The 14,817-nt window shown below is 67.2% G+C and carries 12 protein-coding genes and 2 pseudogenes; 7 read left to right on the forward strand and 7 right to left on the reverse strand.

Translation table 11 applies throughout. The annotated features are described in order from the left end of the window. Nucleotides 1-123 precede the first annotated feature (123 nt). The 7 genes and pseudogenes from FIU66_RS14565 to xylA all read left to right on the forward strand — a co-directional run bounded on the left by FIU66_RS14565 (nt 124) and on the right by xylA (nt 7,607). Nucleotides 124-1,042 (forward strand): annotated as a pseudogene (locus tag FIU66_RS14565) (carbohydrate ABC transporter permease). Beyond that, nucleotides 1,039-1,867 (forward strand): annotated as a pseudogene (locus FIU66_RS14570) (carbohydrate ABC transporter permease). Before FIU66_RS14565 ends, FIU66_RS14570 begins: the two co-directional pseudogenes overlap by 4 nt. Beyond that, a complete protein-coding gene (locus tag FIU66_RS14575) occupies nt 1,864-3,528 on the forward strand; it encodes a glycoside hydrolase family 43 protein (protein WP_167623639.1) in 1,665 nt (554 codons plus the stop codon). The pseudogene FIU66_RS14570 and the gene FIU66_RS14575 overlap by 4 nt, the downstream one beginning before the upstream one ends. Next, nucleotides 3,521-4,531, forward strand: a complete 1,011-nt coding sequence (locus FIU66_RS14580) for an ABC transporter ATP-binding protein (RefSeq protein ID WP_167623640.1) — start codon at nt 3,521-3,523, stop codon at nt 4,529-4,531. Before FIU66_RS14575 ends, FIU66_RS14580 begins: the two co-directional genes overlap by 8 nt. Then, the gene (locus FIU66_RS14585) at nt 4,528-5,637 is read left to right on the forward strand and encodes a Gfo/Idh/MocA family protein (protein ID WP_167623641.1); all 1,110 of its coding nucleotides are present in this window, start codon (nt 4,528-4,530) and stop codon (nt 5,635-5,637) included. Before FIU66_RS14580 ends, FIU66_RS14585 begins: the two co-directional genes overlap by 4 nt. Continuing rightward, nucleotides 5,634-6,278 carry a ThuA domain-containing protein gene (locus FIU66_RS14590; protein WP_167623642.1) on the forward strand — a complete coding sequence of 215 codons (645 nt, stop codon included), beginning with the start codon at nt 5,634-5,636 and terminating at the stop codon, nt 6,276-6,278. Before FIU66_RS14585 ends, FIU66_RS14590 begins: the two co-directional genes overlap by 4 nt. A 27-nt stretch (nt 6,279-6,305) precedes the next feature. Next, a complete protein-coding gene (gene xylA, locus FIU66_RS14595; protein WP_167623643.1) occupies nt 6,306-7,607 on the forward strand; it encodes a xylose isomerase in 1,302 nt (433 codons plus the stop codon). A gap of 68 nt (nt 7,608-7,675) precedes the next feature. On the opposite strand, the gene FIU66_RS14600 is transcribed toward xylA, so the two are convergent. Genes FIU66_RS14600 through FIU66_RS14630 form a run of 7 tightly spaced genes read right to left on the reverse strand, consistent with a single transcriptional unit; the run spans nt 7,676 to nt 14,760 of the window. After that, the gene (locus FIU66_RS14600) at nt 7,676-8,779 is read right to left on the reverse strand and encodes a Gfo/Idh/MocA family protein (RefSeq protein WP_167623644.1); all 1,104 of its coding nucleotides are present in this window, start codon (nt 8,777-8,779) and stop codon (nt 7,676-7,678) included. A 3-nt stretch (nt 8,780-8,782) separates the two neighbouring features. After that, a complete protein-coding gene (locus FIU66_RS14605) occupies nt 8,783-9,853 on the reverse strand; it encodes a sugar phosphate isomerase/epimerase (protein ID WP_167623645.1) in 1,071 nt (356 codons plus the stop codon). Between the two features lie 26 nt (nt 9,854-9,879). Beyond that, nucleotides 9,880-11,028: a Gfo/Idh/MocA family protein gene (locus FIU66_RS14610; protein WP_167623646.1), complete on the reverse strand. Its 1,149-nt coding sequence runs from the start codon at nt 11,026-11,028 to the stop codon at nt 9,880-9,882. 5 nt (nt 11,029-11,033) lie between these two features. Beyond that, nucleotides 11,034-11,789 (reverse strand): sugar phosphate isomerase/epimerase, encoded by a 756-nt coding sequence (locus FIU66_RS14615; RefSeq protein WP_167623647.1) that lies wholly within the window; start codon nt 11,787-11,789, stop codon nt 11,034-11,036. 18 nt (nt 11,790-11,807) lie between these two features. Next, a complete protein-coding gene (locus FIU66_RS14620; RefSeq protein WP_167623648.1) occupies nt 11,808-12,920 on the reverse strand; it encodes an ABC transporter ATP-binding protein in 1,113 nt (370 codons plus the stop codon). Between the two features lie 3 nt (nt 12,921-12,923). Continuing rightward, nucleotides 12,924-13,874 carry a carbohydrate ABC transporter permease gene (locus FIU66_RS14625; RefSeq protein WP_167623649.1) on the reverse strand — a complete coding sequence of 317 codons (951 nt, stop codon included), beginning with the start codon at nt 13,872-13,874 and terminating at the stop codon, nt 12,924-12,926. Beyond that, complete coding sequence (locus FIU66_RS14630) at nt 13,867-14,760, reverse strand: carbohydrate ABC transporter permease (RefSeq protein ID WP_167623650.1); 894 nt, start codon at nt 14,758-14,760, stop codon at nt 13,867-13,869. The genes FIU66_RS14625 and FIU66_RS14630 overlap by 8 nt, the downstream gene beginning before the upstream one ends. Nucleotides 14,761-14,817 lie beyond the last annotated feature (57 nt).

Here is a 14,817-nt window from a genome sequence, read left to right on the forward strand (position 1 = left end):
CTGCGGCGCAGGTCCAGGAGGCCTGGGACTTCCGCTGATCCCTCCCCGGCGGAACGGCGGGGGCGGCGCTTGCTGCCCCCGCCATTCGGCCGCCTTCTTTCCCCAACCCCATGAGGAGCCGGAATGACCCTCGCTGACGCCGACAGGCGGCTGCCTGCCTCTGCCCGCTGGCGGCGCGCCGTCTCGAACGGGCGCATCACCGCGGTGCTGATCCTGCTGCCGCCCGCGCTGATCCTGTTCACGCTGTTCGTGACGCTGCCCCTTGGGGAATCCGCCTGGTTTTCCTTCTTCAACTGGAACGGCTACGGCACGCCGTCGGACTTCGTCGGCACGGCCAACTATGAACGGATCCTGGGCCATTCGATCTTCCATACGGCGGTCGGCAACACGCTGAAGATCGTCGCCGTGTCGCTCTTGGTGCAGATGCCGCTGGCCTTGTTCCTGCGCTGCTGATCCACAGGAAGACGCCCACCAATGCCGTTTTCCGACTGGTCTTCTTCCTGCCCTATATCCTGGCCGAGGTTGCGGCGGGCCTGATCTGGTCCTTCGTCTTCGACGGAAACTACGGCGTCACCGCCTCCATCGCCCAGGGCTTTGGATTGGCGAGCTGTTCATCCTGTCGAACCCCGACTGGGCCTTCATGGCCATCATGACGGTGATCGTCTGGAAGTATTTCGGTTCACATGATGATCTATATCGCCGCGCTGCAAAGCGTGCCGCAGGACCAGATCGAGGCCGCCCGGATCGAGGCGCGTCCCGCCTTCAGGTGGTCCGCTATGTCCAGGTCCCCCATATCCGGCCCGCCATCGCGTCAGCGCCTTTTCGCCATCATCGGCGCGCTTCAGGTTTTCGACGTCATCATTCCGTGACCAATGGCGGCCCGTCGAACCAGACCCATACCATCGTGACCTATCTCTATACCTTCGGCCTGACGCGGCTGAACATCGGCTTTGGCAGCGCGGTCGGCGTGATCCTGTTCGTCGGTGCGGTCACGGTCGCGGTCTTCTATCAGCGCATCTTCATGAAAAGGGCCGAGGCATGACAAGCGGCCACCTGACCCGCAACATCCTGCGCGTGGCGTTCTTGTGCATCGTCGCCAGCTTCGTGCTGGCCCCGATGCTGGCCACCATCCTGGGCGGCTTCAAGACGAACGCCGAGATCCGCACCAACGCGCTTGGCCTGCCTGCCATGTGGAACACCGAGTTCTACGGCCAGATCATCAGCGACCCGGCCTTCTGGCGCTATCTGCGCAACTCGCTGATCATCTCGGTCGGATCGGTGGTGCTGACGCTGATCGTGGGGGCGGCTGCGGCCTATGTCTTTGCCCAGATCCGGTTCTTCGGATCGCGGATGCTGTTCTCCTACATCCTGCTGGGCCTGATGTTCCCCTTCGCCACGGCGATCCTGCCGCTGTTCATCAAGGTCCGCGACATCGGCTTGCTGGACACCTGGTGGGCGGTGATCCTGCCGCAGACCGCCTTCAGCCTGTCGCTGGCGATCCTGCTGTTCCGCACCTTTTTCCCAATTGCCCAAGGAACTGTTCGAGGCCGCCTATATCGACGGCTGCGGCTATGTGCGCTTCTTCTGGCGCTTCACCCTGCCGCTGTCCGCGCCGATCCTGGCGACCGTGGGCGTCTTCGTCTTCGTGCAAAGCTGGAACAACTTCCTTCTGCCGCTGGTCGTGCTCAACTCGCGCGAGGTCTTCACCTGGCCGCTGGGGATGATGCAGTTCCGCGGCGAATACGTCACCCAGTGGAACCTGACGCTGGCCTTCGTCACGCTGACCATCGTGCCGGCCATCGTCTTCTTCCTTGCTGCCCAGAAATACATCGTCGCCGGCCTGACGGGCGGCGCCGTCAAAGGATGACGCATATGAACACGATCCAGAACCCGATCCTGCCGGGCTTCAACCCCGATCCATCCATCGTGCGGGTGGGCGCGGATTATTACATCGCCACCTCGACCTTCGAATGGTATCCGGGCGTGCAGATCCACCATTCGCGCGATCTGGCGAACTGGCGGCTGGTCACGCGCCCGCTGGCCCGCGCGGCACAACTGGACATGCGCGGCAATCCCGACAGCGGCGGCATCTGGGCGCCCTGCCTGACCTACGCCGACGGGCTGTTCTGGCTGATCTACACCGACGTCAAGCGCCGGGACGGGGCGTGGAAGGACAGCCACAACTATCTGGTCACCGCCCCCGGCATCGAGGGGCCGTGGTCGGACCCGGTCTATCTCAACTCCTCGGGCTTCGATCCCTCGCTGTTCCACGACGCGGACGGGCGCAAGTGGCTTCTGAACATGATCTGGGACCACAACCAGACCGGCGGCGACCGCTTCGGCGGGATCGTGATGCAGGAATATTCGCCCGAGGATCGCAAGCTGGTCGGCCCCGTCCGCAACATCTATCGCGGCACAGATCTGAAGCTGACCGAAGGCCCGCATCTTTATCGCAAGGACGGCTTCTACTACCTGCTGACGGCCGAGGGCGGCACGGGCTATGACCATGCCGTCACCATGGCCCGGTCGCGCGACCTGTTCGGCCCCTACGAGACCGACCCCGCCAAGCACGTCCTGACCGCCCGCGGCACCGACGGGCTGCTGCAACGCTGCGGCCATGCCGACATCGTGGAAACGCAGGACGGACAGTTCTACATGGTCCACCTGTGTTCGCGCCCGCTGGACGAGACGCGCAGCCTGCCTGTGGGCAATGGCGGCATCCACGCCGACGACGTGCGCCGGTCCCCCCTCGGCCGCGAAACCGCGATCCAGAAGCTGGTCTGGGAGGCGGGGCAGTTCCCCCGCATGGCCCATGGCGGCAACGCCCCTGCCGATACCGCGCCCTGCGACCTGCCCCCGCATCCCTTCCCGGGCGACGAGGCGCGCTCCACCTTCGCCCCCGGCACCCTGCCCCCGGCCTTCCAGTGGCTGCGCACGCCCGCTGTGGATCGCCTGTTCAGCCTGACCGAACGGCCCGGCGCCCTGCGGATCTTCGGCCGGGAATCCCCCGGCTCGGCCTTCGAGAACGCGATGCTGGCCCGCCGCCAGACGGCGCTGTCCTTCCGCGCCGAAACGACGCTTGAGATCGAGCCGGGCGATTACCAGCATTTCGCGGGCCTCATCGCCTGGTATGGCCGCTTCAAGTTCCACTACCTGGCCGTCACGGCGAACGAACAGGGGCAGCGCGTCCTGACCGTCTACAGCTGCGCCGCCGATTGGCCGGATGCGCGCGTGACCTATCCGATCGCGCCGGTCCCGCTGCCGGACGGCCCGGTGCAGCTAGGCTGCGACGTGGACGGCATGACGCTGCGCTTCCGCTACAAGACGGATGGCGACTGGACCGACCTCGGGATCACGCTGGACCAGTCCGCCATATCGGACGAGGCCGGGAACGGGCCGGGCAACAACTTCACCGGCGCCTTTATCGGCATGGGCGCGCATGACACGTCGGGCCGGGGGCGTCACGCCGATTTCCTGGACTTCACCTATCAGCCGATCAACGCAGGCCCGCAGGTGAGCCATGTCTGAGGTCCGTCTGCAGAACATCACCAAGTCCTTTGGCGGCCACACGGTGCTGCCCGACCTGAACCTGACGGTGCCGAACGGGTCCTTCACCGTGCTGGTCGGCCCCTCGGGCTGCGGCAAGTCCACGCTTCTGCGCATCATCTCGGGGCTCGAGGAACCGACCTCGGGCGCCGTGGTGATCGGCGGGCAGGACGTGACGCTGGACGAGCCGTCCCGGCGCGGCATCTCGATGGTCTTCCAGTCCTATGCGCTTTACCCGCACATGACCGTCGCGCAGAACATCGACTTCGGCCTGCGGTTGGCCAAGATGCCTGCCGCAGAACGCCAGGCACGCGTGGCCGAGGCCGCGCGGATCCTGGCGCTTGAACCCTATCTGGACCGCAAGCCCGCGCAGTTGTCCGGCGGACAGCGTCAGCGCGTCGCCATCGGCCGGTCGATCGTGCGCCAGCCCAAGGTGTTCCTGTTCGACGAACCCTTGTCGAACCTGGACGCGGCGCTGCGCACGCAGATGCGCGTGGAACTGGCGCAGCTGCACCAGTCGCTGGACGCCACGATGATCTACGTCACGCATGACCAGGTCGAGGCGATGACGCTTGCCGACCAGATCGTCGTGATGAACGCCGGCCGGATCGAGCAGTGCGGCGCCCCGATGGAGCTTTACGACCGCCCGCAGACGGTCTTCGTGGCGGGCTTCATCGGATCGCCCAAGATGAACCTGGTGCCCGGCGCGGCCGTCGGCCAGCCGCAGGCCGAGACCGCGGGCATCCGCCCCGAGCATCTGGTGATCGCGCCCGAGGGCCAGGGCTGGTCCGCCCGCGCGCAGGTGGTCGAAACCCTTGGCGCGGACACCATCGTCTATGCCGATGTCGAGCGGATCGGCCCCATGACCATCCGCCTGGCGGGCAACAACCGCCTGCGGGCCGGCGAAGCCCTGCGGATCGCACCCGAGCCGGGGCACCTGCATCTTTTCGACGCAAACGGACGACGCATGGAGGACGCGGCATGAGCACGCTTGGACTTGGCATCATCGGCTGCGGCTTCATCAGCGAAATCTATCTGAAGAACGCCCGGCTTTTCCCGCAGCTCGACCTGCGGGCGGTTGCGGACCTGAACGCGGATGCCGCCGGTGCCAAGGCCGCCGCGCATGGCACCACGGCGCTGACGCCCGAGGCGCTGCTGGCGCGGGACGACATCGACATCGTGCTGAACCTGACCGTACCCGCCGCGCATCTGTCGGTGGGCCTTGCCGCGCTGCAGGCGGGCAAGCACGTCTTTTCGGAAAAGCCGCTGGCCGTCAGCCTGGACGACGGCAAGCGCCTGGCCGAGGCTGCCGACCAGCGGGGCCTCCGCATCGGCTGCGCGCCCGACACCTTCCTGGGGGCCTCGCACCAGACCTCGCGGGCGGTGCTGGACGCGGGCCGGATCGGCCAGCCGGTGGCGGGCACGGCGATGATGATGGTCGCGGGCCATGAACGCTGGCACCCGAACCCGGACTTCTACTATGCCGGGCCGGGCGCCGGGCCGCTTTACGACATGGGGCCCTATTACATCACCGCGATGGTGAACCTGCTGGGTCCGGTCCGCGCGGTCAGCGGCATGGCCTCGCGCCTGCGGGCCAGCCGCACCATCGCCTCGGGGCCGCGCGCGGGGGAAAGCATCCCGGTCGATGCCATGACCCATGTGGCGGGGGTGATGGAATTCGAGAACGGCGCCCTGATCCAGATCGCCACCAGCTTCGACGTGCCCGCCCACGGCCACACGCCGCTGGAACTTTACGGCACCGCGGCATCGATGAAGATCCCCGACCCGAACCGCTTCGACGGGCAGGTCATGCTCTCCGGCCCCGACGGCTGGCAGGCCGTGCCCTCCGACCACGACTTCGGCGGCGACAACCACCGCGCGCTTGGCCTGGCCGACATGGCCGACGCCATCCTGACGGACCGGCCGCACCGCGCCAGCGGCGACCTGGCGTTGCACGTGCTGGACGTGATCGCCTCGCTTCTGCAGTCGGCCCGGACGGACCGCACCGTCACCCTCACCTCGACCTGCGCGCGGCCCGAGCCGATGCGCGCGGGCGCCCTGACCCACCTGACCGCCCCGGAGGCCGCATGACCAAATCCGCACTGATCTTCTGGGGTGGCTGGGACGGCCACGAGCCCGAGGCCTGCACGCGGCGCCTTGCCGCGATGCTGGCCGAGGACGGCTTCGAGGTCGAGACCCACCCCGGCACCGACATCCTGGCCGCCACCGACCTGACGCGCTTCGACCTGATCGTGCCGATGATGACACAGGTCCAGGTCGCGCCCGAGGGGCTGAAGGCGCTGATCGCGGCGGTGGCCGCAGGCACCGGCCTTGGCGGCTTTCACGGCGGCATGGGCGACACCTTCCGGGCCGAGCCGTCCTATCAGTACATGACCGGCGGCCAATGGGTCGCCCATCCGGGCAACGTCATCGACTATCGCGTGACCGTCACGCGCGGGGACGATCCGATCATGGCCGGGATCGAGGATTTCGACTACCGCTCGGAACAGTATTACCTCCATGTCGATCCGGCGAACGAGGTGCTGGCCACGACCACCTTCGACGGCGCGCATGACCCCTGGACAAAGGGGGCGGTGATGCCCGTGGTCTGGAAGAAACGCTACGGCCCGGCGCGTGTCTTCTATTCCGCCCTCGGCCACAAGGCGTCCGAGCTTGACCATCCGCAGATGCAGACCATCCTGCGCCGCGGCCTCGCCTGGGCCGCGCGCTGAACAGATCATTGATAAAGGGACAGAAGCATGAGCTATTTCAAGGATATCCCCCCGATCCAGTACGAGGGGCCGGCCAGCGACAACGAGTTCGCCTATCGCCATTACGACCCGAACGAGGTCGTGATGGGCAAGCGGATGGAAGATCACCTGCGCCTGGCCGTCGCCTATTGGCATTCGTTGGCCTATGAGGGCGGCGATCCTTTCGGGGGGCGCACCTTCGAACGGCCCTGGTATGGCGACGACATGGCCGCCGCCCGGGCCAAGGCCGATGCGGCCTTTGACATGTTCGGCGTGCTGAACGTCCCCTTCTTCTGCTTCCACGATGCCGATGTGCGCCCCGAAGGCGACAGCTTCGCCGAAAGCCGCCGCAACCTCGAGGAAATCTGCGACGTCTTTGCCGACAAGATGCAGCAGACGGGCACCAAGCTTCTGTGGGGCACGGCCAACATGTTCACGCATCGCCGCTGGATGGCTGGCGCGGCGACGAACCCCGACCCCGAGATCTTCGCCTATGCCGCCGCCACCGTGAAGGCCTGCATGGACGTCACCCACAGGCTGGGCGGCGAGAACTACGTGCTGTGGGGCGGGCGCGAAGGCTATGAAAGCCTGCTGAACACCGACCTGACGCGTGAGGCGGAACAGGCCGGCGCCTTCCTGACCAAGGTCGTGGACTACAAGCACAAGATCGGCTTCAAGGGCACCATCCTGATCGAGCCGAAGCCGCAGGAGCCGTCCAAGCACCAGTACGACTTCGATGTCGGCACGATCTACGGCTTCCTCAAGCGGTTCGGCCTAGAAAACGAGGTCAAGCTGAACATCGAGCAGGGCCATGCGATCCTGGCCGGCCACAGCTTCGAACATGAGCTGGCGCTTGCGGGCTCGCTGGGGCTGCTTGGCTCCATCGACATGAACCGCAACGACTACCAGTCGGGCTGGGACACGGACCAGTTCCCCAACAACGTCCCCGAGGTAGCCCTTGCCTATTACGAGGTGCTGCGCGCGGGCGGCTTTACCACGGGCGGCACGAACTTCGACGCACGGGTGCGCCGCCAATCGCTGGACCCCGAGGATCTGGTGCTGTCCCATGTCGGCGCCATCGACATCTGCGCGCGCGGGCTGAAAGCCGCCGCCGCCATGCTGGAGAACGGCGGGCTGGAGAAGATGCGGGCCGAGCGTTACGCGGGCTGGGACAGCGAGGCGTCGCAGGCGATGCTGAAGTCCGAGTCGCTGGACCAGATCGCCGCGCGGGTCGAGGAAACGAACCTGAACCCCCAGCCCCGCTCGGGCCGGCAGGAACGTCTGGAAAACTGGGTCAGCCGCTTCGTCTGACACAGCAAGGCCGGGGCGCGGCCAGCGCGCCCCGGTTCACCGCGATGCAGCACCGGGCCGGTGCAGTGTCAGGCAGCGGCCAGCGGCTGCCACGCCCCGTCGGCCCGGCTTGACCGGATGCAGGCGGCGACGAAGCGCATTCCGTCAAGGCCGTCCTGGATCCCCGGCAGGCCCGGCGGCACCTTCCCTGCCCAGATGGCGTCGGCCGCATCGGTGTAGATCGAGGCGAAGGCCTCGAGGTAGCCCTCGGCATGGCCCGAAGGCAGGCGCGCGCTGCCCATGAAGTCGGGCCCGCCGCGCGTCAATGTCTGCGACGGCTCGCCCAGACGGGTCAGGCGCAGGCGGTTCGGGTCGGCATGGGTCCAGTCCAGCCCCGCCTTGTCGCCCATCACGCGCAGACGCACCTCGTTGTCGGACCCCGCCGCGACCTGGCTGGTCCACAGCATCCCCCGCGCCCCTTGGGCAAGGCGCAGCATCGCATGGGCGTTGTCGTCGATCTGCCGGCCGGGAAGGAAGGCGGTCAAGTCCGCCGCGACCGCCTCGATCGGCAGGCCCGAAACGAAGGTGGCCAGATGCGCCGCATGGGTGCCGATGTCGGCAATCGCGCCGCCTTCTCCGCCAAGGGCGGGATCGGCGCGCCAGCCCTGCTGTTCGGCGCGGCCCGGCCGGGCCAGCCAGTCCGAGACGAACTCGGCATGGACCAGCCGGATGCGGCCCAACTGCCCCTCGGCCACCAGGCGGCGCGCCTCGCGGATCATCGGATAGCCGGAATAGCTGTAGGTCAGGATCAGCAGCGCCTTGCTGTCCTTGGCGACGCGGGCCAGATCCTCGGCCTCGGGCAGGGTCGCGGTCAGGGGCTTGTCCAGGATCACGTGGATGCCCGCCTCCAGAAAGGCGCGGGCGACCGGCAGGTGCAGGTGGTTGGGCGTCACGACCGACACGGCGCGGATGCCGTCGGGCCGCGCGGCCTCGGCCCGTGCCATCTCGCGCCAGTCGTGATAGCTGCGCTCAAGTCCGATGGCCTCGGCCGAGGCCGCCGCGCGGGCGGCGTCCGAGGACAGCGCCCCGGCCACCAGCGTGAAGCGGTCGTCGATGCGCGCCGCGATGCGGTGCACGGCGCCGATGAAGGCGCCCTGCCCGCCGCCCACCATGCCAAGGGGGATGCGCTGCATCCCTCAGCCCAAGCCCAGCATGGCGCGCAGCGCGGCCCGGTCGGGCGCCTTGCCGCCGGCGAAGTCGTCGAAGGCGGTCTCGGTCGGCTGGATCAGATGCGCCTCGATGAAAGGGGCGCCCTCGGCCGCTCCCTGGGCCGACGACTTGACGCAGCATTCCCATTCCAGCACCGCCCAACCGCGATAGCCGGCCAGCGTCAGCCGCGAAAAGACCCCCGCGAAATCCACCTGCCCGTCGCCCAGGCTGCGGAAGCGCCCCGCCCGGTCAGTCCAGCCCGCAAAGCCGGAATAGACCCCCTGCCGAGCCGAGGGCAGGAATTCCGCATCCTTGACATGGAAGGCGCGGATGCGGCTGGCGTAATGGTCGATGAAGCCCAGGTAGTCCAGTTGCTGCAGCACGAAATGCGACGGGTCATAGTTGATCGCAGCGCGGGGATGGTTGCCGCTGGCCTCCAGGAACCGCTCGAAGCTGGTGCCGTCCATCAGATCCTCGCCCGGATGCAGCTCATAGGCGTAATCCACGCCCTGCTCCTCGTGCGCGTCCAGGATCGGCTTCCAGCGGCGGGCGAGTTCGGCGAAGGCTTCCTCGACCAGGCCCGCCGGGCGCTGCGGCCAGGGATAGAGATAGGGCCAGGCAAGCGCGCCGGAAAAGCCAACCTGCACGTCAAGGCCCAGGTGGCGGGACGCGCGGGCGGCCTTGATGACCTGCCCCGCCGCCCATTCCGACTGCTCGCGCGGCTTGCCCCGCAGCGCCTCGGGCGCGAAGCCGTCGAACTGCGCGGCATAGGCCGGATGGACCGCGACAAGCTGGCCCTGCATGTGGGTCGAAAGCTCGGTAATCTCGACGCCCGCTTCGCGGCAGGTGCCCGCGATCTCGTCGCAATAGTCCTTGGATTCGGCCGCGCGGTCCAGGTCGATGAAGCGCGGATCGACCGGCACCTGGATTCCGCAATAGCCAAGGTCCGCCGCCCATCGGGCAATGTTCGGCAGGGTGTCGAAGGGCGCGGCATCGCCCGCGAACTGCGCCAGGAAGATCGCGGGGCCCTTGATGCCCCGCTGCGTGTCACTTGCCATGATGGCTCCTTTTCTCGGGCCGGGTTTCAGGCCGGGACGGTCTGGCTTGCCAGAAGCTGCGCCGCGGCCGCGGGATCCAGGGCCTCGGGGCGGGCGCAGGTGGTGGTCATGGGCACGAAGCGCCCTTCCTCGCCCGATTGCAGGATCGCGGTCATCACCTCGACCACGTGCAGCGCCAGTTCGTCGTTGCAGCGGTGCGGGCGGCCTTCGGCGATTGCAAGCGCCATGTCCGCAAGGCCCGAGGCGCGATAGTCGGCGACGCTCTTGCCGTTGTTCGTCTCTCGGTTCGGCGGCCCCAGCGGGTGGTCCCAGGCGGGCAGGTCCGCCGCCTCGGCGCGGCGCGTCACGCGGACCTCGCCGTCGAAGAAGTTCGGGTCGGGGATGTGCAGCGTGCCTTCCGTCCCGTAAAGCGCCATCGGCTTCAGGTCGTGCTGGTGGACGTCCCAGCTGGACTGGAAGCTGATGACCGCGCCGCCTTCGAATTCCAGCAGGGCGTGGATCGTCGTCGGCGTCTCGACCGGGATCTGCTCTCCCTTGCGGGCGGCCGATCCGATGGTCCGGGTCGGGCTGGGGGTGGAGGCAAGTGCCGCGACGCGGGCCACCGGCCCCAGAAGCTGCACCAGGTTTGAGATGTAGTAGGGCCCCAGATCCAGCACCGGCCCGCCGCCCTTCAGGAAGAAGAAGTCGGGGTTGGGGTGCCAGCTTTCCATGCCGCTGGACATGACCGCGCAGGTGCCCGAGGTGACGCGGCCGATGGCGCCGCTGTCGACGATATGCCGGGCAAGCTGGTGGCTGGTGCCCAGGAAGGTGTCGGGCGCCGATCCGATCCGCAGCCCGCGTTCGGCGGCGATCCGGGCCAGTTCGCGCCCTTCCTCCAGCGTCAGCACATAGGGCTTTTCGGAATAGACATGCTTGCCCGCCTCAAGCGCCCGTTTCGAGATGTCGAAATGCGCGGCCGGGATGGTCAGGTTCACGATCAGGTCGATGTCGGGGCTTGCCAGCAGCGCGTCCACGCTGCGGGCCTCGATCCCGTATTCGGTAGCCCGCGCCTCGGCCGCGACATGGTTCATGTCGGCCACGGCAACAAAGCGGATGCCCGCGAAATGCGGCGCACGGCCCAGATAGGATGCCGAAATGTTGCCGGCCCCGATCAGGCCCAGTTTCAGGTCGCTCATGAGGTTCAGCCTTTCAGGGTCTGCCAGGCCTTCGCGGCCTGGGTCGCAAAACGGTCGAAATCCGAGGGCTTGTCATGTTCGGCCACCAGAACCTCGACGCGGGCCTGGGCGCGCAGGGCATCCAGGAGCGCGGGCCAGTCCATCGTGCCGGTGCCGGGATCAGCCCAGCCGTCCTCGTCGGTCTTCTCGCCCGCAGGCGCGATGTCCTTGAAATGGGCGGCGGTGATGCGCGGGCCGTATTGGGCGATCCAGTCCAGCGGGTCGCCGCCGCCGCGCACGATCCAGGCGATGTCGGCTTCCCAGTCGATCATCGGCGCCTCGTCCAGGATGATCTGCATGGGCGTCCGGCCGTCGGGCAGGGCGTGGAACTCGAAGTCGTGGTTGTGCCAGCCGAAGGTCAGGCCGCGTTGGGCCATCGCCCCATGCGCGGCGGCAAGGCGGGCGGCGAAGGCCTGCCATCCTGCGGCATCCGCGGGACGCTGGTCGGGGCCGATATGGGGGGCGAAGATCATCGTGGCGCCGACCTGGTTCGCGATCTGGGCCACGCGGTCGGGGTTTTCCTCGATCAGGTCCAGCGAGACATGCAGCGAGGGCATGGTCATGCCCGCGGCGGACAGGGCCTCGGCGATGGCGGGCAGGTCGTCGAAGACGCCGCCATAGCCCTCGGCCGCGTCATAGCCAAGCGCGCCGAGACGGCGGATCACGTCAGCATAGGGCGTGGCGAAGCGGGCCGAATAGAGTTGCAGGGACAGTTTCATCATCTTCTCCGTGGGAAAGTCTCAGAGCCGCGTCTCGGTCGCGGCGTCGAACAGCGACAGGCTGGCGGGGTCGAAGCCGATGGACAGCATCTGGCCCGCGCGCACGCGGTCCTCGCCGTCCAGGCGGACGCGGAAGGGGGTTTCGCCAAGCCGCGTCCAGACCAGGGTGTCGGCGCCCATCGGCTCGACCACCTCGACAAGGGCCTGGGCCTGGATGGGCAGGGCGGCGGCCGCCTCGCCGGTGCGGACATGTTCGGGGCGGATGCCCAGCACGATATCGCCGCCACGCGGGCGGGTGGTGAAGTCATAGCCCGTCACGTCGGCCACCAGCGGGCCGCGGAAGGTGCTGCCATCCAGCCGCCCCGGCAAGAGGTTCATGGGCGGCGACCCGATGAAGCCCGCCACGTAAAGATTCGCGGGCCGGCGATAGATGTCGTCGGGGGTGGCAAGCTGCTGGATCTTGCCGCCGCGCATGATGGCGATGCGGTCGGCCAGGGTCATCGCCTCGATCTGGTCATGGGTGACATAGATCATGGTGTTGCCAAGGCTCTGGTGCAGCCGCTTCAGTTCCACGCGCAACTCGGCCCGCAGCTTGGCGTCCAGGTTCGACAAGGGCTCGTCGAACAGGAACACGTCCACGTCGCGCACCAGGGCGCGGCCGATGGCCACCCGCTGGCGCTGACCGCCCGACAGGGCGGCGGGCTTGCGCTTCAGCAGCGGTTCAAGCTGCAGCGTTGACGCGGCGCGCGCGATGCGGCGCGCGATCTCGCCCTTGGGCACCCGGGCGTTCTTCAGGCCGAAGGACAGGTTCCCCTCGACCGTCATCTGCGGGTAGAGCGCATAGGACTGGAACACCATGCCGATGCCGCGTTCCGAGGGTTCCGCCCAGGTGACGTTCTTCCCCGAGATGAAGATCTGGCCCTCGGTCGCCGGTTGCAGGCCGGCGATGCAGTTCAGCAGCGTTGACTTGCCGCAGCCCGAGGCGCCCAGCAGCACCAGGAACTCGCCGTCGTTAACGTCCAGGTTCAGGTCGCCCAGAACCTCGACCGCGCCATAGGACAGGCTGAGGTCGCGGATCGAGACGGAGATGCCGTCCAGTTCGGATCGGGTTTCGGCGCGGAGTGCTTGTGCCATGGGTCAGCCTTTCACGGCGCCTGCGGCGATGCCGCGGACGAAAAGTTTGCCAGAGAGGAAGTAGATCGTCAGCGGAACAAGGCCGGTCAGCAGGGTCGCGGCCATGTTGACGTTGTATTCGCGCACGCCCTGGACCGAGTTGACGATGTTGTTCAACTGCACCGTCATCGGATAGCTTTCGGGCCGGGTATAGATCACGCCGAACAGGAAGTCGTTCCAGATCCCCGTGACCTGCAGGATCACCGCCACCGTGAAGATTGGCAGCGACATCGGCACCAGCACGCGCAGGAAGATGCCCCAGAAGCCCGCGCCGTCCACCCGCGCGGCCTTGAACAGTTCCGGCGGCAGCGAGGAGAAGTAGTTGCGGAACAGAAGCGTGATGATCGGCATCCCGAAGACCACATGGACCAGCACCAGGCCCCAGACCGACCCCATCAGCCCGATTTCGCGCAGGATGATGACGATCGGATAGATCATCACCTGGTATGGGATGAAGGCGCCGAAGATCAGGATGGTGAAGAACACCTCGGACCCCTTGAAGCGCCAGTTGACCAGGGCGTATCCGTTCACCGCCGCCACCGCGATCGACAGGATCGTCGCCGGTATGACGATCGCGACTGAGTTCCAGAAGCCGCGCGACAGCCCGTCGCAGTTCAGCCCGGTGCAGGCCTCGGACCAGGCCTTGACCCAGGGTTCGAAGGTGATCTCGACCGGTGGGGCGAAGATGTTGCCCATGCGGATCTCGGGCATCCCCTTCAGCGAGGTCATGACCATCACCCACAGCGGCAGCAGGTAATAGGCCGAAAAGATCAGAAGCCCGCCATAGATCATGATGCGCTTGCCCGACAGGCGGCGCGTGGGGGCAAGGCCTGCCGGTCCGTCCAGCAGCCTGCCGCGCGGGGCGGCGCTGCGGGACCGGGCACCGGCGGCCGCGGGATATGCCGCGTCAGACATGGCGTTTCCTTCCCATGCGGAACAGCGCGAAGGGGATGATGATCGCCAGCACCGCGGCCAGCATCATGGTCGAGGCCGCGAAGCCCTGCCCCAGGTTCTGGTTGCCGAACATGTAGTCATAGACGTATTTCGCGGGCACTTCGGACGCGATGCCCGGCCCCCCGCGCGTCAGCGCGACGACAAGGTCGTAAAGCTTGATGATCCCGGCCGAGATCAGCACGATGCAGGTTGCGAAGACCGGCTTCATCATCGGCAGGATGATGAACAGATAGGTCTTCCAGGCGGGGATGCCGTCCACCCGGCTGGCCTTCCAGACATCCTCGTCGATGCCGCGCAGTCCGGCCAGCATGATGACCGTGGTCAGGCCCGCGCCCTGCCAGATGCCCGCCGCCAGAAGCGCCACGATGACCAGATCGGGATTGTTCAGCGGATCGAAGGTGAAGCCGGAAAAGCCCATGCCGCGGATGATGTGCTGCAACCCGAAGTCGGGGTTCAGGATCCACTGCCAGACGACGCCCGTGACGATGAAGCTGAGGGCATAGGGGAACAGGATGATGGTGCGGAACCCGTCCTCGAACCGGATCTTCTGGTCCAGAAGCACGGCCAGCAGAAAGCCGATGGCCAGCGTCAGCACCAGTGCCAGGATGCCATAGATCGCCAGGTTCTCGATGGACACCTGCCAGCGGGGCGTGGACCACAGCCGCTCGTATTGCGCCAGGCCCACGAAATCCAGCCGGGGCAGCAGGCGCGAATTGGTGAAGGAATAGACCACCGTCCAGAGCGAGCAGCCGATGAAGACCACCAGGGCCGTCAGGATCATCGGGGTCGCGGCCAGCTTGGCGGGCCAGTTCTGGAACAGTCGGATGGGAGGGCCGGAATGGGCCATCGCAGGTACCTCCGGTCAAGGGCGGGGGTCCGGCCCAGGGCAGGCCGGACCGCGATG

The sequence above is a fragment of the Paracoccus sp. AK26 genome (assembly GCF_011801365.1).
Classification (GTDB): Bacteria; Pseudomonadota; Alphaproteobacteria; order Rhodobacterales; family Rhodobacteraceae; genus Paracoccus; species Paracoccus aerius.